Source organism: Aeromonas sp. 11P, assembly GCF_051920165.1.
In the GTDB taxonomy this organism is placed as follows: domain Bacteria; phylum Pseudomonadota; class Gammaproteobacteria; order Enterobacterales; family Aeromonadaceae; genus Aeromonas; species Aeromonas veronii.
This window is the reverse complement of record NZ_JBQBDJ010000004.1, coordinates 4577228-4598740: the sequence shown is the minus strand read 5'-3', so window position 1 is coordinate 4598740 and position 21513 is coordinate 4577228. Positions and strand designations below refer to the sequence as shown.

Sequence of the window (21513 nt, the reverse complement as noted above, 5' to 3'; positions counted from 1 at the left end):
CTCAACACTCCTTGGGACCGCGAGGATCAATGGCAAGACAGAGCAGATCGGTCAGGGTGTTGAGCAGCACAAACAGCCCAGCCAGCACCAGTACTGTGCCCTGCACCATGGGCACATCACGCCAAAAGATGGCATGCACCAGCGCATGACCAATGCCGGGCCAGGCAAACAGACTCTCGACCACCACCACTCCTTCAATCAGGAGCACCAGCTGCACGCTGGTGTAGGCAATGACGCTGACCCCGATATTGCGCAATCCGTGGCGCAGAAATACCCGTACAGGAGAGAGCCCCTTGGTGAGGGCAAAACGGTAATAATCGGACTGCACGACAGTGAGCACACTTTCTCGTACAACGCGGGCCAGCACGCCGGACAGGCCGAGCCCCAAGGTAAGAGCGGGCAGCCAGAGGTTACGCCCTTCTCCGTGTCCGGCCGCACTGAACCAACCAAGCTCCACCGACAGCAGTACCATCAACACCAAGCCGAGCAGAAATGGCGGTAGTGCCCGCATCAGTACGCTCCAGGCCAAAGTCAGCCGATCACAGAGCCCCCCCGGACGCAAGGCGCTCAGGCTGCCAAGGGGCAGTGCAAGCAACATGGCCAGCCCAACGGCGGCCAGTGCCAGCGACAAAGTCGCCCCCAGATGATGACCAATCTCACCGACAACCGGAGTCCCGGTGACCAACGAGCTGCCCAGATCCCCCTGAAGCAAGGCGACCAACCAGTCGCCGAAGCGGGACAGGGCCGACTCGGCCAGCCCCAGCTCATGGCGCACAGCGCTCGCCGCCTCTGCGGTGACATAGTCATAGCCGTAGCGACCGGCGGCGATGCGAAAGGCGATATCCCCGGGCAGAGATTGCACCATCAGAAAACAGAGCCCGGCCACCAGCAACGCCACCATCAGTGCCTGTACCAGACGCTGACTCAGGACGCCCACGACATCAGACAAAGGCAAGCCTGTCATTGCGCCCCCCAAGTCAGCCTGGTCAGGTAATAAGAGCGCTCTTGGGGATCCAGTTCAAAACCCTTGAGCTGGCGGCTGACGGCTGCACTCTGGCGATACCAGGCAATGGGCAGCAGTGGCAACTCCTGTTGTAAGGTGGCGGCGATGTCGCGCCTCAGCATGGCGGCCTCTTGCATTGGCAAGACTTCACGACCAAGTCGCGCCAGTTGAGCGGTGAGTTCAGAGGATTGCCAGTTCATTACCCCCCAATCGGCTCCGGCAGGGGCCAAGTCCCCCAGCAGGGTCACCAGCGGATCTGGCACCAACGCATAGTTGCGTGCATAAAGGCCGAGCTGGAGCGAACCATCCTGATGACCTGCCGGGATCTCGCTCGAGTTGCCCACCGCCACCTTGAGCTCGACACCCACCTCCTTCCACTGGGCCTGTAACGCCGTCGCCAGCTGCGGTAATTCGGGACGATCCGGGAAAGTTCGCAGGGTCAGAGTGAAGCGCTCCTTCCCCTTGAACAGCACACCATCGGCCCCCTTCTGCCAGCCTGCCGCGGCAAAGGCCGCTTGCGCCGCCTGCACGTCATAGGCGAGCGGTGTCAAACCAGGCTGATGCCACTCCTTCAGACTGGGAGGAAAGAGCTGGGTCGCCGCCATCTCGGGATCCCGCAGCAAGGCTGTCGCCATACCGTTACGGTTGATGGCCAGACTGAGCGCACGACGCACGGCCGGATCGCTCAGACGCGGATCAGCTCCATTGAGTTTGAGTTGTATGGTGCGTGGCAAGGTCACAGAGGCGATGCTCACCCTGGGCGCTTGCTGCAAGCGGCGTATGTTGACCGGATCCAGCCCCCATGCGATGTCGGCCTGACCACTCTCAGCCATCAGAGTACGACTCTCGGCGCGGCCGACCGTCAGATAGCTGACCTGCTCGATAGCAGCCTGAGGGCCATCCCAATGGTCAAAACGCGCAGTTTCGATCCGCTGAGGTTGCTGCAAACGCGTAATGCGATAGGGGCCGGAGCCAATCACCTGCGTCACCTCCCCTTTGGCGTCATAAGCCCCCCTGGCTAGGATCTGGGTACTGGGATGGGCCAGCACAGCCGCCAGCGAGGCAAAGGGGTGAGTAAGGGTGACAAGCAGTGCCCCCTTGTTGGCCTCAATGGTGGCAATCGGTGCACTGGTCAGTACCCCTGGTTTGCGCCAGGCCTGTTGCAACGCAAACGCAACCTGCTCGGCATTCACCTTGCTGCCATCGTGAAAATGGGCGTGGGGGCGCAGCGTGAATCGCCATTGCAAACCATCTTCTGATCTGGACCAGTCACTGGCCAACCCTGGCTGCAAGCCTCCCTGACTGTCAACTTCGACCAGGGTCTCGGCTACCTGCAAACGGGTAAAAAAGACACCGTTGCTGGCGGGGTCGATACTGTGGATTTCCCATGGGCCCACCATGGTCAGCGGCTTGGCATGAGCGTAAGCACTCATCCCCGCCAGCAACGCCAGGGCACAACATCCTGAATAAGCGTATTTTTTTGTCATCTTCTCCATCCGAATAATGTTTATCACCAGCCGAAAAACAAAACGTTATAACATAACAAAAACTCGAGTTGAACGTCTTTTCGCTTTTGATGAATCACTCGTTTGTCGGGAGTAAATAGTGAGGCAAGACGCTGCTTCTCCATGGATATGGATGATGTGGCGGAATGGTGTAAAAACAAGGATAGAGAAGCAAGAGATAGAGATGGCCCGTCACAGGGCCATCTTGTCAGCTTAGCGAGTCACCATCTGCTGCGCCTGCTTGATCAGCTCATCGGGCTGCTCCTTGCGTGGCGGTATGGTGATCCCCTTCTGGCAGGCAGGTTTCTCTGCCATGCGATCCATCCAGGCTTGCAGATGGGGCAATCCCTCGATGGAGATGCCGCTCCAGTCATAAATACGTACCCAGGGCCAGGTGGCGATATCAGCGATGCTGTACTCGTCGGCCAGATATTCGTGATGAGCCAGATGGCTGTCGAGCACCTCGAACAGGCGGCGCCCCTCCTTCTGGTAGCGTTCGATGGCGGCGGGGATCTTCTCGGGGAAATAGCGGTAGAAGACGTTGGCCTGCCCCATCATGGGTCCTACCCCGCCCATCTGGAACATCAGCCACTGGATGGCCTGAGAGCGTCGTTTAGGATCGGCCGGCAACAATTTGCCTGCTTTCTCCGCCAGATAGATGAGGATGGCGCCCGACTCGAATACGGCAAAATCGTCGTTATCCCGATCGACGATAGCCGGAATACGGCCATTTGGGTTGATGGCGAGAAACTCGGGCTTCTTCTGATCCAGCGCCGAAAGATCGAGAGGAATGACCCGATAGGGCAAACCCAGCTCTTCGAGGGCGATCGCCACTTTGAAACCATTGGGGGTCGCGGCGGTGTAAAAGTCGATCATAATTCACTCCTTGTTGGTCATAGCCAGATTGCACGGTTGGAACAGGGCGCAACACCATAGCCGCCTGATCTTGCAACAAGTGACCGGCTCCAGACCATTAAAAAGCGACGCACCGTAGGCCAAACAAGGCCACGGTGCGCCGCTGGTGCGCTCTGGCAATGGTAGATATTAGTTGATCATGGCGACCGGCTTGCGCTGACGCAGCATGATCAGGCGGGAAAGTAGCGGGAAGTAGGACTCCAGCTTGCGCAACAGCACCCGGCTGCAGGCAGGCTCGGCCAGCTCCGACTCATCCAGCACGATGCCGTTTGAGACAAAATAGAAACGGGGGTCACGCACATCCGGCCCGCAGACCGTCAGCTCCTTGTCCCCCTTGCGGATCAGCAGCGGCAAGACCGGCAAACCGATCGTCTCATCCTCTCCCCGGGCAAATCCGGCATCCTGCCAGGGCGCATCGCCATCGATCAGCAGGATCGCCGCCTCCGTCTTGGCCGGTTGCCACTGGGCCAGGGGGGTCACGGTGATGTGGGCAAAGTGATCACCATACTCGGGTGATGACCGCAAGATGGCCTACAGTCCCTCGCTGGCCGCTGACACGTTCTGACTCACTAATGACAAATTCATGGTTCACATCCCTATGCTCATGACAGCCTGTATCCGGCTGCTGGGATAAGACTAGCGCAGATCTGGTCTATATTGGAGCCGTCAAATCTGGCAGTGGTAATCAATTGGTCGTAGGAGGATAACAGTTGCCATCGCACAAAATACTGGTATCATACCGCGTCCTTTTATTCCCCGTTCTTTAACATCCAGTGGTGAACCTATGCATCCGATGCTGAATATCGCCGTGCGCGCTGCGCGCAACGCCGGTCAAGTTGTAGTAAAAGCCTTCTCCCAGCCCGAGAACATTGAGGCTATCCAAAAAGGCAGCAATGACTTCGTGACCAACGTTGACCGTGAAGCCGAAGCGGCCATCATTCACACCATCAAAAAATCTTACCCGGAGCACAGCATTGTTGCTGAAGAGTCTGGTGAGATTGCCGGTACCAATCCGGACTACCAATGGATCATTGACCCACTGGATGGCACGACCAACCTTGTCAAAGGCATTCCGCACTTTGCCGTTTCCATCGCCCTGCGCGTGAAAGGCAAAACCGAACAAGCCGTTGTTTACGATCCCATCCGTGACGAACTGTTTACTGCTACCCGTGGTAGCGGCGCCCAGCTGAACGGCTACCGCATCCGTGTCGGCAAAGCCAAAGAGCTGGCTGGCACCGTGCTGGCGACCGGTTTCCCCTACAAACAAAAGCACCACATCGAGTCCTACCTGAAGATGTTCCAGAGCATGTTCATCGAATGTGCCGACATCCGTCGCTCCGGCTCTGCCGCACTGGATCTGGCCTACGTGGCTGCCGGTCGCGTCGACGGTTTCTGGGAAATCGGCCTGAAACCCTGGGACACCGCTGCCGGTGAACTGCTGGCCAAAGAAGCTGGCGCCATCGTCACCGACTTCGTAGGCGGTCACAACTACGAAAACTCAGGCAACATCGTGGTTGCCAACCCGCGTGTCCTGAAAGAGATGCTCGGCAAGATCCGCGAAGAGCTGCCGGAGTCCCTGGCGAAATAAGCCAGCTCCCCAGCCTTCACCAAGACAAAAAACCGGCGCAAGCCGGTTTTTTTGTTTCTGTTATCCGAACACTAAGGCAGACATCTGCAGCTGATTTAAAAGAGTTAGCGATGCATCCCCACTTGCCACTCAACATCCACTTCAGTCATATGCATACCACCCCTCTTGCCCCCCGCCTTTGACTACCGATAAGATTCCCATGTGGTTGCTTGGATAAACTCTTTCCAGATTTTCAGATAGCGACAATCGCCTTGCAGGCATGGACAAGGGGGGGCCAAGTGGATGTAATGCCACTATCCACTTTGTACACCTTGAGGTCATGCCATGGACCATCTCTCAGCTCTTCCTCCGTTATCCTGGTCACAGCAACTGCGCAGCCAGATGCAAAGCCGCCCACTCACTGCTCTCGGCCTCTTTATCGCGCTGGCTGCCGTCTTGTTGCTGCTGTTGCAGAGTCTCATCATGCTCGCTACCGGCGAGGTAACCAGCGGCGTGCGCTACGGCCTGATCGGTGGTGCCGCCGGGTTTGCCGCCACCGCCATCGGCGCCCTGCCCGCCCTGTTTCTGCGCTCGGTACCGCAAAAGGTTGAGGACACCATGCTGGGCTTTGCCGCCGGTATGATGCTGGCGGCCAGTGCCTTCTCCCTGCTGCTGCCGGGGCTGGAGGCCGCCGAGGGGATTACCGGCAACGGCTTTAGCGCCGCCGCCGTGGTGGTGGTCGGCATGACCCTCGGGGTGCTGTTGATGCTGGGACTGGATCAGTTTACCCCGCACGAGCATGACAAAACCGGCCCCTGCGGCCCCGGCCACGAGAGCTGCTCCCGGGTCTGGCTGTTCGTCTTTGCCATCGCCCTGCATAACCTGCCGGAGGGGATGGCCATCGGGGTGAGCTTCTCGCAGGGGGATATGTCGGTGGGGCTGCCGCTTACCACTGCCATCGCACTGCAGGATATTCCGGAAGGATTGGCAGTGGCGCTGGCCATGTGCGCCGCCGGTTTTCGCCCCTCGGTGGCGGTGCTGGTTGCCATCGCCAGCGGCCTGCTCGAACCGGTTGGCGCCCTGCTCGGGGTCGGGCTCTCCAGCGGCCTTGCCATCGCCTACCCCATCGGACTTGGGCTCGCCGCCGGCGCCATGCTGTTTGTGGTCTCGCACGAGGTGATCCCGGAGACCCACCGCAACGGTCACCAGACCTATGCAACCCTCGGCCTGATGGCGGGCTTTGCCCTGATGATGACCCTCGATACCGCGCTCGGCTAAAGGCCCTCTCTCCTCTCTCATCAATGCTTTTTGTCACCTGCGGCGCTCCCATATGGAGCGCCGCGCTTCATCTCTCCTTTCGCTTGTGCCTCTCGGCGCCGACGCCATCTTTTGTTATGATCTACAGCAACTTAAATTCAGCCACACGGCTATCAAGACGAGGTCAGCAATGAAAGTAGGTATTATCGGCGCCATGGAGCAAGAAGTAGCCCTGCTGCGCAGCCAGATGAGCAACCCCACCACCCTGCAACTGGGCGGCTGCGAGTTCTATCAAGGGATACTGGCAGGCAAAGAGGTGATCCTGACCCGCTCCGGTATCGGTAAGGTCGCCGCCAGCGTGGCCACCAGCCTGCTGCTGGAAAAATTTGCCCCCGACTGCGTCATCAATACCGGCTCTGCCGGCGGCTTTGCCCAGGATCTGCACATCGGTGATGTGGTGATCGCCAGCGAGATGCGTTTCCACGATGTCGATGTGACCGCCTTTGGTTACGAGATGGGCCAGATGGCGCAGCAACCTGCCGCCTTCCCCTGCGACGAGAAGCTCATCGCGGTCGCTCAGGATTGCATCGCCGAGCAGGGCAAGCACCAGACCAAGGTTGGCCTTATCTGTACCGGCGATCAGTTCATGTGCAAACCGGACGCCATCGCCAAGGCTCGCGCCGACTTCCCGCAGATGCTGGCGGTCGAGATGGAAGGTGCTGCCATCGGTCAGGTGTGCCACATGTTCAAAGTGCCCTATCTGGTGGTGCGCGCGATGTCCGATATCGCCGGCAAGGAACAGGTTGAATCCTTCGATGCCTTCATCGAAGTGGCCGGCAAGCACTCCGCCGAAGTGATTATCAAGATGCTCGGCAAGCTGTGATCGAGACCGGCTCGCTTGATTTGATGGCCGACGCCCTCCTCTCGACGACGGCGGCCATTCTGGTGGGGGCTGCCCTACTGGAGGCGGTGATCCCGTGGCCATCCCATCTGCGTCTTTCGGCCGTCACGCCCCTGCTGACCAAGCTGGGGCACAAGGTACACAGACCCGATGGTTCACCCGGCCAGCAAATGCAGGCTGGCCTGCTGGCAATGCTGGTAGTCTGGCTCCCCTGCGCCGCCGGGCTCTGGTCGCTGCGCAATCTGGCCCTGAGCGAGCCAGTCTTCGACCTGCTGTTCCTGCTACTGATGATCGAATCCCGTCCACTGCGCGAACTCGCCCATGCCACCCGCTCGCTCGCCACGCAGGAGACTCTGCCGCTGGCAAGATTGCAGGCAGCCCCTTGGCTCAAACGGGAGACCGGCAAACTCTCGGCCATGGGGCTCGCCAAAGCGGTGACGGAGAGCTGCGCCCTGCGTCTGGTCGGCCAATGGGCTGGCCCGCTGCTGGGATTTGCCCTGGCTGGCGTACAGGGAGCCCTGCTCTGGCGGCTGGTACAGCTGATGAACCTGAGCTGGAGTCGCAAAGATCCTGCCTTCGACCACTTTGGTTGCGCCGCCAGCACCCTCTATCAGGGGCTCAATGCCTGCGTCATTTTGCTGCTGGGGCTGCCACTGCTGGCAAGCCGTCTCAAACAGGCCGCACAGCTGCTGCGCAGTGGCGCGCTCTGGCCCTATCCCGCCATGGGGATGCTGCTCACTCTGCTGGTAGACAAGTGCCGGATCCGCCTTGGTGGCCCTCGCTACTATCAGGGGGCTCTCCAGCGCTGGCCCGTCATCGGCACTGGTGCTGAGCCAGATAGCGAGACACCGCGCAAGGTGCTCAACATTCTGCAAGGGTGCGGCTGGGGCTGGTTGATACTGGCGCTGGTTGTCACGGTAGCGGGGTTATTTCATGGGTAGAGTGTTGCGCTTGCCGATCTGGCTGCCCTGCGTGCTGCTTGCCTGGTTGCCCGGTGTCCTGCAGGCCGCTACGCCGACCCGGGTGGTGAGTGTTGTTCCTCACCTGACCGAATTGCTCTACGAGATTGGCGCCGGCGACAAATTGGTGGCCATCGACGATGCCTCAGACTATCCCGCCGAGGTGAAAACCAAGCCCAAGGTGGCCAATTATCGCAGCATCAATGTCGAGGCGCTGCTGGCGCAAAAGCCGGACTTAATCCTCGGCTGGCGCTCGGCTCAATCACGGATGCTGGCCCCGTTGGAGCAGCTGGGTATCCCGGTTTTCTACTCAGAGCCTACCGATTTTGCCTCGCTGGCCGAAGAGATGCGGGCGCTGGGCACATTGCTGGGGGTGGAAAAGAGTGCCAACGAAGCCGCAGATCGCTATTTGGCACGCCTGCATTCCCTGCAACAGCGCTATGGCCAACCAACCGGCGTCAAGGTGTTCTACCAGCTCTGGTACCCGCCGCTCACCAGCGTGAGCGGTAACGCCTGGCCCGCTCAGGCCATCGAACTCTGCGGCGGAGTCAACGTCATGAGCAATGCCAGAACACCCTATCCTCAGGTGAATATGGAACAGGTCATCAGGGCCAACCCCGCGCTGATCCTGGCCGGGAGTCAAGATCCTGACGCCCTGCGCCACTGGCTGCAGTGGCCAAACCTTGATGCGGTGAAACATCACCGACTGATGCTGGTCAACTCCGATGAGCTGCACCGATTCACCCCAAGAGCCCTCAATGCAGTGGAGCAGGTTTGCCAAGCTATCCAGCTAAGCTCGCAAAGCAACCAGCACATCTTGATAAATCACTGATGATGAGGAGCGACCTGAGGTGTTCTGGGTAGTAACCAAATCTTTAAAACTGTTTTTGTGAATGGATCACACTCTTTGCCAAAAAAGCTGGTACTTTATTTGCTAGCATATGATTCATCTACTGTTTTTATGACGAGATGCCCACAATGTTCAACGATAAAACGCTACTGATCACAGGTGGCACCGGCTCGTTTGGCCAACGATTGGTCAAGACAGTACTGGAACGTTATAAACCGAAACGCCTTATCATCTATTCTCGCGACGAGCTGAAACAGTTCGAGATGCAGCAGGAGTTTAACGACCCCTGCATGCGCTATTTTATCGGTGATGTAAGAGACACCAACCGCCTTACCATGGCAATGCGTGGTGTCGATTACGTGGTCCATGCAGCCGCACTGAAACAGGTTCCAGCAGCTGAATACAACCCCATGGAGTGTATCAAAACCAATATCCATGGTGCTGAAAACGTCATCCAGGCCGCCTTGCTCAATCAAGTCAAAAAAGTTATCGCCCTCTCCACTGACAAAGCCGCCAACCCAATCAATCTCTACGGTGCCACCAAACTGGCATCAGACAAGCTCTTCGTGGCGGCCAACAACATTGCGGGTCAAGACCCAACCCGTTTTGCCGTGGTTCGTTACGGTAACGTGGTAGGTTCTCGCGGATCTGTCGTCCCCTTCTTCCAGAAGCTGATTGACCAGAATGCAGATGCGTTGCCCATCACCCATGAGGAGATGACGCGTTTCTGGATCACTTTGCAGCAAGGGGTGGATTTCGTTCTGGATAATTTTGGGCGGATGAAGGGAGGGGAAATATTCGTTCCCAAATTGCCATCCGTCCGAATTACGGATCTCGCCAGTGCTATGGCGCCGAACCTGCCACACAAGATCATCGGTATCCGCCCAGGAGAAAAACTTCACGAAGTGATGTGCCCTGCCGATGACTCTTATCACACCTTTGAATTTGATGACTTCTTCGTGATCGGCCCAACAATCAACTTCAATAATCGCAACAACGACTTCTCCAAGACTGCTACGGGCGAAAAAGGAAAGATGGTCGAGCAGGGATTTGAATACAACTCTCGAAGCAACCCTGACTTTTTCTCCATTGAACAGCTGCAGAAGATGAACCAGAGCAAGGTAGCAGAATGATCCCCTACGGCCGTCAGTCTATCAGCCAGGCAGATATCGATGCTGTCGTGGAAGTTCTCAAGTCCGACTTCCTGACCCAGGGGCCAGTCGTTCCTCGCTTCGAGCAAGCGGTTGCCGACTACTGTGGAGCTAAATTTGGGGTGGCGGTCAATTCAGGTACTGCAGCACTCCATATCGCCTGTCTGGCGCTGGGCGTTGGCCCCGGCGACTGGGTCTGGACATCCCCCATCAGCTTCGTGGCATCAGCCAATTGCGCTCTCTATTGCGGTGCACAAGTCGACTTCGTCGACATTGAGCCCGATACAGGGAACATGTGCGCAGTGGAGCTGGAGAGGAAACTGATTGCCGCCAAGGCGGAAGGAAAACTACCCAAGGTGGTCATACCGGTGCACTTTGCCGGCCTCCCCTGCGATATGAAAGAGATCCATCGCTTGGGGCAAGAGTATGGCTTTCGGATCATCGAGGATGCCTGTCACGCCCTAGGGGCTCGCTATCACGATGAACCCACCGGCAACGGCCGCTACAGCGACATCACCGTCTTCAGCTTCCACCCAGTGAAGATCATCACCACAGGTGAAGGGGGGATGGCCATGACCAACGACCCTGCGCTTGCCAAGACGATGCGCATGCTCCGCAGCCACGGCATCACCCGCGAACCGGAAGACTTTATCAATGAGCCGGACGGCCCTTGGTACTATGAGCAGCAGATGCTGGGCTTCAACTACCGGATGACCGACATTCAGGCGGCACTAGGGTTGAGCCAGATGGCCAATCTGGAGACATGGATTAACACGCGTAACAAGATTGCTCGGTACTACTTCGAAAGACTGGCACCACAACAACTACTTCGATATTTCAACAGCGAGCGGCGTAGCGCCTTCCATCTCTATGTTCACCATGTAGTCCCTGAACAACGCAGTGTGCTCTTCCAAAAAATACGTGAACAGGATATCGGCGCCAACGTGCACTATATACCTATTTACAAACAACCTTGGTATCAAAAGTGGACTCAGACTCCTCTTCCATGTACCGAGCAGTTTTATGCCGGAGCCATCACGCTTCCACTCTTTCCGGGGCTACAGGCCAAGCAGCAAGGCGAAATCTGTCATCTATTGAAGACCCATGTCTGGCACAACGGAAGCGCCAACCAAAAGTAGCAATTAAATGGGGGTAACGTTTATTCCACTGACAAGTTTCACTCTTCTTCACAACCAATTCATACTCATACCAAAGTCAGGATATAATAGTTTCACCATGATGACTAACAATCACGCACCGTAACTGAATCAACAAATACAGAAATGATATCTGAAATAATGTTTTCATTTATATGACGTGAAACACCATCATCACTTCCATAGCATTTACCTATATGTGGGCCTAACCAACGAACAGCCTCAAAACTTGGCCAATAATAAACAGCATCAATTTTATCATTCATGACCTCATTGACCGCCACACGTAAAACTGACTTGCTTAGGCAATCAGCGATTACAGCGGAATGCCGTTCAAAAGTAGCAAGCAATGGTACAGGAGATAATGTAATTATTATCTGCGCCCCTATATTAACCTCTCTTATCAAACTGATTATTTCTAGGATATTTCTATAATTATCGCTGACACTAGTCGTTTTGAATTCCCCATGTTCTATCAAAGCCCTTGTCCCTACCCAATCTGAATCTGGCACAAGAAGTTCACCAGTGCTTTTAGAAAAGAAAGCAGCACCCAATCCTAATGTATAAATAAAGCATTTTGCATCTTTTATTTTTTGAAAAACCTCTACTCTAGAAACATTTAATAATTTGAACATCTTATTTTCTAGATCAGCCCCTACTTCATGACCACACACCCATTGCCAAAACAATTTATTTGTATATGTATTGTTCACATCTTCACCAATAGGGATATGCCACACATCTTTACCTTGAGACTTTAATTCGGCAGCTACATTAGATGCAAAGCACGAACCAAATATTACAAACTTATCATGAGGCATAAACTTTGGTGGATTAGAGTTAAACTCCACTGCAACATGCTTTAAAAAAGCATCTCTAAAACTAGTCATCAATTCATCTTTCATTGGATAGCGTGCCATAACATAGGGCTTTTTAATGGAGCGTTTATTATTCTCTGATTCCGTTCCCTGTGCCAGACCTGTTTCATTTTCAAAAAAACTGAGTTCAATAGTTTTTCTGGCTAACAAACTTTCATAGTCATTTAGTATATTTTCATTACCTTCATCCATTGACAGCAATTTCAGGTAAGCTAATTCGCCTCCCTCCAATTATCAGTATACATGGCTAACTTAGCAAGTAATTGCCATCCAAGAGGATAATCAGGATGAATGTCAGTAAAATTACGCGCCAACTCAAAGGCAATCAAATTATACCGATTAGAGTTTTTACCAATTAGTTTATTTATGACACTTACAACATATTCCTTTGATTTTATTCTCTGTTTTGCAGAAATAACTTGCAGTTCAATCTCCGCATGTTCATTGTTAGTAAGGTTATAAATTCTGCAAAGTGAATCATTATAAAATGGTGTCGATGATTTTGTTTTTAAAAAACTAATTGCCTCTGAGAAACGGCCGGTATTTATTAAACAACAAACATATAAATGACAATATAGAAAATTATCATTGTTGTTCGAAATGCAAGAACTTAATATTTGTAGTGCACGCACATCATCACCATCATTAACATAATTAAGCACGTCATCTAAATTTACTTTATTACCAAAACTATCCATAGCATCCTCCATAAAAAGCATAATTTTTTATTGCTTGTGATTTTGAGTATCATAGACCATCTTTGAATAGTGGATAAATCAATAAAATTGCTGGCGTACTCGCAAATGGAATACACCAACACTCGTACCTCACTCTACAGATTTGGTCATCATAGAAATAAGATCTGAAATACCAAACATAACGATTTTTTCTATCGGCAAAAGCTGATTTATCCTAGCTTTAAGCTCCGACTCAAAGGCCTCAGATGCAATAATAAAATGGCGTTCACCTTCGGCAATAGCTTGTTCGAGGGTTTTTACCGGTACTGAGAATCCTTGCATAGATTCAGCCTGTTTATCCACCAAACAACTAATCTGCATGCGGTTACGCAATGCATTTAGAAATACAATGCCGATCTCACCTGCACCAACAATACAGAATGCAGGATAAGGCATCGCCACCAGATGCCGATGGAGTACCGATGCCATACGACGCCATTTCATACGCCGCTCTTGTGCGTCGAGATCAGATTCTGACGCACTGACAGACCCCGTGTCAGAAGACCAAAACAACTGCCGACACCAACTCTGCTGGCAATAACGCTGTTTGCGTAATTCCAAGAATGCCGAGCGGGATAGTTTAATCCTAGCGGAAAGGTTATCAGTTTTACTAACCAGATAATCGCCTATGGCCAAATAATCAATATCAGTGTACAAAAAACACTCTATTGCATCTTGGGGTGATTCTACGATCGTTTCACCATTAACATTGAACGAGGTATTTATTACGACAGGTACACCAGTTATTTTTTTAAACTCTTCTATAATGTCATAAAATCCGGGGTTTTTGCTCTTATGAACGGCTTGCACTCTCGCAGTACCATCATTATGCACGACAGCAGGAATAATATCTTGCTTATCTGGCTTAACCTGCGGAATGATCAGCATAAATTCAGCATCATCCTCAGCATAGAAATAATCTTTTATATCCTCAGCCAAACAGGCAGGAGCAAAAGGTCTGAATCGTTCACGATGCTTTATTCTTGAATTAATAACATCCTTCATTTCCTGGTGTAGTGGACTCGCCATGATACTTCTATGCCCTAATGCTCTAGGTCCAAACTCAGATCGGCCTTCATATCTAGCAACAACTTTCCCTTCCGATAGTAAGGTCGCAATTTTAGCAGATATATTTTTCTCTCGAGTATAAATCAACCCTTTATCATCCAGAGCTAGCCTTATTTCTTCATCTGAACGTTCCACACCAAGAAACATATTATGTAGTCGACCAAACTTCGGATTTTCAGACTTGGAAGCCACCACACTGAATGCAGCACCAATAGCCGTCCCATCATCAGATGAAGCAGGCTGAATATAAATACTAGAAAAACCTGCCTCTTTCAAAATACGAGAATTCATTAAGCCATTAAGGCCGACACCACCAGCGATACAAATTTTGTCGACATGAGGATAGATACGCTTTAGATATTTGGCCATGTCGACACCACAGTCTTCGACAAATGCCTGTAGGCTTGCGGCAACATCAAAATGCCGCTGTTCGAACTCGTCATCGTGATGACGCCGCCCACCCAATAACTGTTCAAGAAGTGGTGTAAATGCGTACCATTGTTCTCCGGGAGCGCCAGGCACCTCATCTCTAGACATCAGATCTCCAGGAATAAATTCAAAGACTCCATCCTCTGTCACTCTGCCCAATTTTTTAAAAAGCGGCAGATACTTGCGTTCGCCATAAGCAGCCATTCCCATTACTTTATATTCGTCACCAAACCAATCAAAACCTAAATATTGGGTCACCATGCTATAAAGAAGACCGATACTGTTAGGCCAGCAACTTTTCGAGATAACTGAAATATCATGGCCACACCCTAAACCTAGGGTAACCGTATCATGCTCACCGTAACCATCAATCGTCATGATGGCAGACTCTGAATAACCAGAGCAGAAGAAAGCGCTGGCCGCATGACAGGTATGATGAGCCACTGGAATGACTTGGCATGCCGGAAACATAGCCGCAATATTATTAAGTATTTGTCGCGTATAAAGATAACGATTCAGAGACCACTTTATATATCGAAGCAGGTCTTGTGATACATCGCTATGAATCCCTAGGCGAATAATTAACTCTTGCAAAAAATTAAGCGGGTACATCCCTTGCCGACATACCCGCATTTCAGGCAATACAGCCAAAATATTATCCTTAAGCAGGGATGACTATTCACGAACACAACAGCTGTCAATGTAGTTGAATAACTTATCGGTTACATATAGCTCAGGATCATGATTTAATGCTATATATCTCAAATCCCCAAGCGCATGCTGTTTGATCAAATCTATAATTGTATTGATAGACATGATAGGAAAAGCCCCATCATGCTTTATATTGGAAAAACGCTCCTCGGTTAAGCAATACAGAACGTCACCATCCATATTGACCAGCGATACGGCTGAATCATGCCCAAAATAATTAATACCAAGAACAAGTTCTTTCATCATTATAGTCCCCTAATAATATGGGTTTTATTTATGCCAGATCGCTGGTGTAAAAATGGCGCACCAGAATTCACGATGCACCAAGGTTACTTTACGCCAATTATAAAATAATGCCCATTCGCGGATCAGGCACGTGACCACACATCATTCGGTATCCATCCGTCAGGAAATATCTTGGTGGATGGTAATACTCCAGCAGTTCATCGGTTACCAAGAATTGTTTATCGATTTTATCCTTTCTCACAAAGATGGCATTGGTGCCATTGAGATTACAGCCAACCAGTTGATAATTTTTTTTGTCACCCAATTCAGCCAGTGCAGCCAGACTGGCCCCTTGATAATCTGTCAAATTCCAGATGTGATTCTTGTTATATTCTATTGACCATTTCATGGGAGGAGGGAATTTGGCGTTATACTCAATTACAACAACCCAAGGTTGCACAATATCAATTTTTTCCCAGACATAGTAATCATTACCATCAATATCAATACATAGCATGCCTATGTCACCATTGAAATGGTTACCAATCAATTGGTTGATATTATCTTTGTCGATGAACTGATGTTCAAAATATAACATTCCATCAGCAATTTGTTTGGCAAAACGCTCTTTTATCAAGGCAGCATTAGTATTACTCCCTTCAATCCATAAACCTTGCCAGCCTTGTTTTAAAAGTAATAATGAATTATTTTCCAAGCCATCACCGACACCAAACTCGACAAATGTATGTGGCAAGGTGGCCCCCAATCTACGAAATACCTCAGCTAACATACCGTCTTCATCATGCTGTGAGTAACATTTATAGCCAAAGGGCTCTAAGCGTCGTTTATCCTTGTATTTGTCATCAGCCAACAATGCACGAATCTCTGATGAACATAACAAGGCATTGACCTTATCAATATAAGCCGCGGTTCTATCTTCTTTTCCTGCTTCAAAAAGCTCTGACAAATCAACTAATTTTATATCTCTAGCCAAACAGTCAGCGAAAAAATCACTCATGATTTCATTATGGTATGAGAGCGAACAGATCAGAATATATTCAGGCCCAGCTTGGAAAATGGATGCTCGGCTATACGTAGTGACATTAAGTGCAGCATCGAAACCATCACTGCATGATTTATCCGCAATGCCGATTAAATTACATTCTTTAAATACATTCTTTTGTATCAACTCTTTAGTCATGGCCCCTGCCGGATACAATAAAACTCGGTCTTGCGAACGAATGAGATCCGGCAATAAACTGAATATTTTTTTGTATACACAATCATGAATAAAGGATGTCATATAAACTCCATGTTATTTTGTCTTTATCAGGTTATGCATTTCACGAATCAGCTCATCACCAACGTGTTCTTGTGCAGCGGAAATACGTTTATGTTGCCAGTTTGGATAATCCAGATGCCAATTCTCGCCATCATTGGGTACCCAAACAACGGCTTTGACACCATAACCTGCTGCTATATGTGCGCTGGCTGAACGCGGTGTCAGGACCAGTGCTGCATGACGGATAATTTTTAGCATATTCATTTCATCACCGATATAAGAGGCATTTGCCCCTGCAGTGACAAGTTCCTGATTGAATCGCTGCTTATCTTCGTCTGAGACATTATCAGTCGAGTTATTGGTAATATAATTCCCTGTCAAAACGACGGGTAAAGGGGCGTTCTTTATGATTCTTTTTATATTATCCAAGGAAAGATTCGGACTTGCCCAATTAGCCGTAGGCTGTAATGCAATATAACTATCTGGCATTAATCCGGCACAAGGTGGTACCGCGGGCAACTCCAGCCCAGGATTAGAATAAAAATTAATACCTAAACCAAGGTAATAACAGCCTAAATAATTTGCTGCTGGCGATGAATCCTTTTCTCTATGAAACAGCGCATAATTTTCCGGCAAAGGATAGGCCCCAGAGCCCAACTTCAAAAGCTCATCACTATAGGCTGAAACAATTTCTGGTAAGGTATTGTAATAAACCGACAGATTGGGATTACTGCGTGCAAATTCACGAGCAGCACTCAGTGCACACAATTTATCACCTAACCCCCAACCTGTCTCAATTACAATTTCGACGGCCATCACATCTGTATCGGTAATTGTTGCTGGCACATCGATACAACCAGGTCGTAATTGGCTTATTTTCCTGCAGTCCAGAAATTCAGCTAATTCCTGCCTAAATGCAGTATGCTCGTAACCTTCACAAAGATCAACCAATTCAAAATTTAACGCCTCTGCGACTGTACGCAGGGCTACCACAATTTCATTGTGGTAGCGGGTATTGGCTACGACAACAATATCCGGTTTCAATTCGGTGAGACTGTCATAGCTATAAGCAAAAATACCATTACCTGTTTTGCCAATTTTTTTATTATTTTTATCCAAGGCACCAAGGACTGTGAAATGACAGAAATAGCCACGATACACCAGATTAAATACCAGTTCACAATGTGGTGCAAATACAATACGTTTACCCTGATTTTTTAATGGTGCAAGATATTTTTGATAGTTATCCAGCACCACAGAGGGAATAGGAGCAAGATAGCTCTGCATACAAAAAGGCATAAAGTACTCCTGCTATCATACCAGATTATAGAAATTCACCGAGAACTACTATCTCAATATTTTCTTCACGCCAATGTTTCTGTTGGAAGTATATTTCCGTACTGTAGGCTGGAGAGAAAATTAGTATCGCATCCGGCTTGATCCTTTCAATTTCTGAGTACGGGAGGACTGGAATATTAACAGGGGGTACTTTCCCTTCCGGATTAATATCGCAAAAAGCCGCTACATTCAGGTTCCGTAGTTGTGTTTTTTCGTACAAATCAAACATGGCCTTGCTGGCGGCAGCAAGCACAACCGTCTTCCCCTCTTCAATCCAACGTAAAGCATGGGCATTGACCTGTTCTCTCAACCCCATAATATTATCGCTGATAGGACCAGTGCATTTATCACACAGCGACAACACTCCTTCTTCTCCCTTATATAATTGTTGCTGCATTTTTTTATGTCGCTCACCCAGCCAGATATCAGCTAGTGATTCATCACGCACATCACCTATAATCTGCTCTCCGTCAGCATCCCAACAGCAGGGTACACACTCGCCAGTCCATAACACACACAACTCCGAACGAATCTTAAAGCAAGTCCGTTTATGATTAAATTCGTCATCCAATGCTACAATAGTAATATCTCCACCTTTAGGATGCTTGTCCGTACGTTTTTCTATAAATCGAACATTATCATGTTGGCCAAAGTGGTCCATCATAATGGTCAAATCTTCATCCATATTATGCGCAGTACGTAAAAACTGTATCGTAATTACGGTATCAGAATTCCTGCGGTCACGTTCGGCGATGAACTTTTCAATATTACCTTTTACTTTTTCAAAATGATTATTGTTTCTTATTTTTTTATAAGCATCTGGATCCATAGTGTCAATACAACATAGTACATTTCCACCATACTCCAACAATATATCAATCTTGTCATCATTCAATAAAATTGCATTAGTAGAAACATTTCCTGGGCCATAACCATGGGCCTTGAAATATTGTAGAGCATCACGCAATTTAGGATAAATTAAGGTATCCCCAAAATGATGTAACCAATGGATCGGCATTTTATATTCACGGGATTGATCGACAACTTTTTTGAAAAGTTCCAAGTCCATGTGTCCTATAGGTCTATTCAGACCTGCTGAACGCGCGCACATGGTACAATCTATATTGCAATAATTAGTCAGTTCAACCTGAAACAACCCAGGTGCCTTAATTGAATTAGTCATTTTAACTCCTTTTAGTGCACGACTAAAACAGTCATAACACTATAATAATTTGATATTATGAATACGAAAACATCACTATTTTCAATTCATTGATTCACTTTTTTATAAAACACCGACATTACTATCTGAAGACAATAATATTAGTGCCAGCGGTTTTATCATTGTACTGCAGCCGGATCTCGGCACTTATTTCGCTGGCAAAGGCCCGTGACGCGACCGTAAAACAGTCCACATCCCGTCTTTTGGCCTCTGCCAACGTGATTACTTGATGTTCACCCAATCGAATACAACTATTCAAGGCCCGACGATCAATCACGCAGCAAATATTGATACCATGTGCAGTAAGGAACTCATACACTTTCAATCCCAATTCACCAGCACCATATAACGCCGTTTTGGTAATACCTGACTGTCGTAACTTCTGTAACAACAACGGTGCAACCTTCTCATCATCCTGATAGGTAGCCAACTCACCGCACTGCTGTAATTGGTCAGGGAAAGCCAGAGCTACCAGTCCAGGATACCAAACCGTATTACGTAGAATCGGATCTGTGCCATCCAATAACAACTGATATGCCTGCTCACCGCTGCATACTCGTTCTTTAAGCCCGATCACGCGGCTATGTGGCAACAGTGGCTGGCTGCATCCCGGCGCCATTGGCAACGATAAATTGGCCAACTCACGCGCTTCATGCCACATAGGATAAAGAATCAGACGATAGAGAATTCCCACCAGATAGTGACGCTCGGCGAGTGACGGCCCTTCCTCCATCCAGCCAGCTGCAGATGCTTGCTCACCCCATCTCAGCAGGATGCCAACAAACGCCTCGCGCGATTGCCGACCGAGGATCGCATCATCAGATTGTGCAACTGGTTTGGTCGTGATCTGGCCATCATTCGTTATCTGATAGCATCGGGTCGAGCTGAGCGCACCATTGAGCAAGATCTCGCTTATTTCAGGATAGGCAGCTAATTGCTGAGCCCATGCTTGGCATGATGCGGGCTGAAATATCTGCAGTTTTTGGCTTAGCGCTACCCGGCTCGCACGCTGACTGGCATAGAACATGAAATAGGTGACATCATCTAGCCCTACCAGCTGATGGAGATTTTGCAACAGGCTGCCACCACATCCCCAATCGAGTATGGCGATCTCAGGGGCGTTTGTTACCCCCTGTTGCACCAGGTATTGCAGCAGCCACTGCCGCTGTTGCTGCAAGTGGGCAACGATCTGCGGCTGGACAGTCTCCAACCAGCTCAGCACCTCAAGCCAGAGTGGAGTTTGTACCAGCGCAGACAAGGTACAGAGCCGGTGCTGGAACCACATCGGTGAACACTCAAGCCCCAAATCCTCAAGCAATTCGGCCAGTGTATAGCCGCGACGCTGACAGAGAGGATGCAACAGCTCCAGCGACCACTCTCGGCTGGGTAGAAAGCTGGAACGACGGGAGACCGCCAGCGTCTTGACAGTTAGCGTGTGTCCGGGAATTTGTGCCACGAGACGTGCGATAACATCACCTTCGCGCAGCAGACAGAACAGCGTGGTGATCCCCTGTTGCTGACAACGCACAATGAGCCAGCGTGCAAAAGCGTAGAGAACCGGCGCATAGACATGACTGGCTATTCCAGAACTGGCCGAGCCATCACTCAGCCAGCGCCATTGCCGCCGCAACCGCTCCAATCCAGGGATGGCAAGAGGAAACAGACGCTGCTCGTACTTCAATTGCGCGAGGTAATCATCCCCTAACCCAACATAACAGGCGCTTAACCCGGAGGCCTTTGCCATCTGCAGGTCGGTAATTTTGTCGTCCCCAATGTGCAAAACCGATGCGGGCGACCATTGCTGCTCGGCCAGCAGGCGCTGATACAGACCCCCATCCTGTTTGCTGGCACGATATTCGCCAGAAACATAGATCCTATGCAGCAACAGCTGCGGGGCCTTGGTACTGAAGAAGCGCTGCAACAGGCTGGCAGGCAGATACATATCGGAAAGCAGCACGATCGGTAGGCCGCGCTGTTGCTGGCTGGCCAGCCAATCGACCAGTACCGGATTAAGCCACCAGTTGTCGTATTCCAGCTGCTGCTCCAGCTGGGCCAACTGCTCCCCCTGCGCGCTGGACCAGCAAGCATAGATGTGCTCTAGCCGCACCTCTCTGTGACCTTCTCGCTGCATCATCTGACGCCGCGCCATCGATTCAGCCTCTTTACGATATTCAACAAAGGCTTCGGGATCGTCATTGCACAGAATACCCAACTGGTAAGCTTGTAATGCCAACTGTTGCCAGAATTGCTCGACGGTTCCGGCGTGACGGAAGATCAAGGTATCAAATACATCACATGAAATGGCACGGATCGGCTGCGCTTGCAGAGCTCCATCCAATTTCGATAGATAATTCATCA

19 protein-coding genes are annotated in these 21513 nt (G+C 50.5%); 7 read left to right on the top strand and 12 right to left on the bottom strand.

Annotated elements, in window-relative coordinates:
* Window position 1: 1 nt before the first annotated feature.
* From ACTG1P_RS21310 to ACTG1P_RS21295, 4 genes are all read right to left on the bottom strand, one after another.
* Window positions 2-964, bottom strand: coding sequence for an ABC transporter permease (locus ACTG1P_RS21310; protein WP_440002198.1), 963 nt, complete (start codon window positions 962-964; stop codon window positions 2-4).
* Window positions 961-2490: an ABC transporter substrate-binding protein gene (locus ACTG1P_RS21305; protein WP_440002197.1), complete on the bottom strand. Its 1530-nt coding sequence runs from the start codon at window positions 2488-2490 to the stop codon at window positions 961-963. The genes ACTG1P_RS21310 and ACTG1P_RS21305 overlap by 4 nt, the downstream gene beginning before the upstream one ends.
* A gap of 231 nt (window positions 2491-2721) precedes the next feature.
* Window positions 2722-3384, bottom strand: a complete 663-nt coding sequence (locus tag ACTG1P_RS21300) for a glutathione S-transferase family protein (RefSeq protein WP_005333923.1) — start codon at window positions 3382-3384, stop codon at window positions 2722-2724.
* Window positions 3385-3552: 168 nt separating this feature from the next.
* Complete coding sequence (locus ACTG1P_RS21295) at window positions 3553-3951, bottom strand: hypothetical protein (RefSeq protein WP_440002331.1); 399 nt, start codon at window positions 3949-3951, stop codon at window positions 3553-3555.
* A 256-nt stretch (window positions 3952-4207) separates the two neighbouring features.
* Here ACTG1P_RS21295 and suhB point away from each other — a divergent pair, with 256 nt between their 5' ends.
* The 7 genes from suhB to pseC all read left to right on the top strand — a co-directional run bounded on the left by suhB (window position 4208) and on the right by pseC (window position 11247).
* Entirely contained in the window at window positions 4208-5011 is an 804-nt protein-coding gene (gene suhB / locus ACTG1P_RS21290) for an inositol-1-monophosphatase (RefSeq protein WP_005352992.1), read from the top strand.
* 324 nt (window positions 5012-5335) lie between these two features.
* Entirely contained in the window at window positions 5336-6268 is a 933-nt protein-coding gene (locus ACTG1P_RS21285) for a ZIP family metal transporter (RefSeq protein ID WP_005361496.1), read from the top strand.
* A gap of 169 nt (window positions 6269-6437) precedes the next feature.
* Window positions 6438-7130 (top strand): 5'-methylthioadenosine/S-adenosylhomocysteine nucleosidase, encoded by a 693-nt coding sequence (gene mtnN, locus ACTG1P_RS21280; protein WP_108542042.1) that lies wholly within the window; start codon window positions 6438-6440, stop codon window positions 7128-7130.
* Entirely contained in the window at window positions 7127-8089 is a 963-nt protein-coding gene (locus tag ACTG1P_RS21275) for a cobalamin biosynthesis protein CobD/CbiB (protein ID WP_440002196.1), read from the top strand. Before mtnN ends, ACTG1P_RS21275 begins: the two co-directional genes overlap by 4 nt.
* A complete protein-coding gene (locus ACTG1P_RS21270; protein ID WP_440002195.1) occupies window positions 8082-8939 on the top strand; it encodes a cobalamin-binding protein in 858 nt (285 codons plus the stop codon). The genes ACTG1P_RS21275 and ACTG1P_RS21270 overlap by 8 nt, the downstream gene beginning before the upstream one ends.
* Before the next feature lie 146 nt (window positions 8940-9085).
* On the top strand, window positions 9086-10090 hold the full coding sequence (pseB, locus tag ACTG1P_RS21265; protein ID WP_440002194.1) for a UDP-N-acetylglucosamine 4,6-dehydratase (inverting): 1005 nt from the start codon (window positions 9086-9088) through the stop codon (window positions 10088-10090).
* Entirely contained in the window at window positions 10087-11247 is a 1161-nt protein-coding gene (pseC, locus tag ACTG1P_RS21260) for a UDP-4-amino-4,6-dideoxy-N-acetyl-beta-L-altrosamine transaminase (RefSeq protein ID WP_440002193.1), read from the top strand. The genes pseB and pseC overlap by 4 nt, the downstream gene beginning before the upstream one ends.
* A gap of 104 nt (window positions 11248-11351) precedes the next feature.
* On the opposite strand, the gene ACTG1P_RS21255 is transcribed toward pseC, so the two are convergent.
* From ACTG1P_RS21255 to ACTG1P_RS21220, 8 genes are all read right to left on the bottom strand, one after another.
* On the bottom strand, window positions 11352-12335 hold the full coding sequence (locus ACTG1P_RS21255; RefSeq protein WP_440002192.1) for a GSCFA domain-containing protein: 984 nt from the start codon (window positions 12333-12335) through the stop codon (window positions 11352-11354).
* 20 nt (window positions 12336-12355) lie between these two features.
* The gene (locus ACTG1P_RS21250; protein ID WP_440002191.1) at window positions 12356-12841 is read right to left on the bottom strand and encodes a hypothetical protein; all 486 of its coding nucleotides are present in this window, start codon (window positions 12839-12841) and stop codon (window positions 12356-12358) included.
* Between the two features lie 129 nt (window positions 12842-12970).
* A complete protein-coding gene (locus ACTG1P_RS21245) occupies window positions 12971-15028 on the bottom strand; it encodes a carbamoyltransferase family protein (protein WP_440002190.1) in 2058 nt (685 codons plus the stop codon).
* Window positions 15029-15052: 24 nt separating this feature from the next.
* Window positions 15053-15334 (bottom strand): carbamoyltransferase N-terminal domain-containing protein, encoded by a 282-nt coding sequence (locus ACTG1P_RS21240; protein ID WP_440002189.1) that lies wholly within the window; start codon window positions 15332-15334, stop codon window positions 15053-15055.
* 97 nt (window positions 15335-15431) lie between these two features.
* On the bottom strand, window positions 15432-16616 hold the full coding sequence (locus tag ACTG1P_RS21235) for a hypothetical protein (protein WP_440002188.1): 1185 nt from the start codon (window positions 16614-16616) through the stop codon (window positions 15432-15434).
* Between the two features lie 12 nt (window positions 16617-16628).
* Window positions 16629-17894 carry a hypothetical protein gene (locus tag ACTG1P_RS21230; RefSeq protein WP_440002187.1) on the bottom strand — a complete coding sequence of 422 codons (1266 nt, stop codon included), beginning with the start codon at window positions 17892-17894 and terminating at the stop codon, window positions 16629-16631.
* A 25-nt stretch (window positions 17895-17919) separates the two neighbouring features.
* A complete protein-coding gene (locus ACTG1P_RS21225; protein WP_440002186.1) occupies window positions 17920-19116 on the bottom strand; it encodes a radical SAM protein in 1197 nt (398 codons plus the stop codon).
* Window positions 19117-19237: 121 nt separating this feature from the next.
* The gene (locus tag ACTG1P_RS21220; RefSeq protein WP_440002330.1) at window positions 19238-21511 is read right to left on the bottom strand and encodes an HAD family hydrolase; all 2274 of its coding nucleotides are present in this window, start codon (window positions 21509-21511) and stop codon (window positions 19238-19240) included.
* Between the last annotated feature and the right edge of the window lie 2 nt (window positions 21512-21513).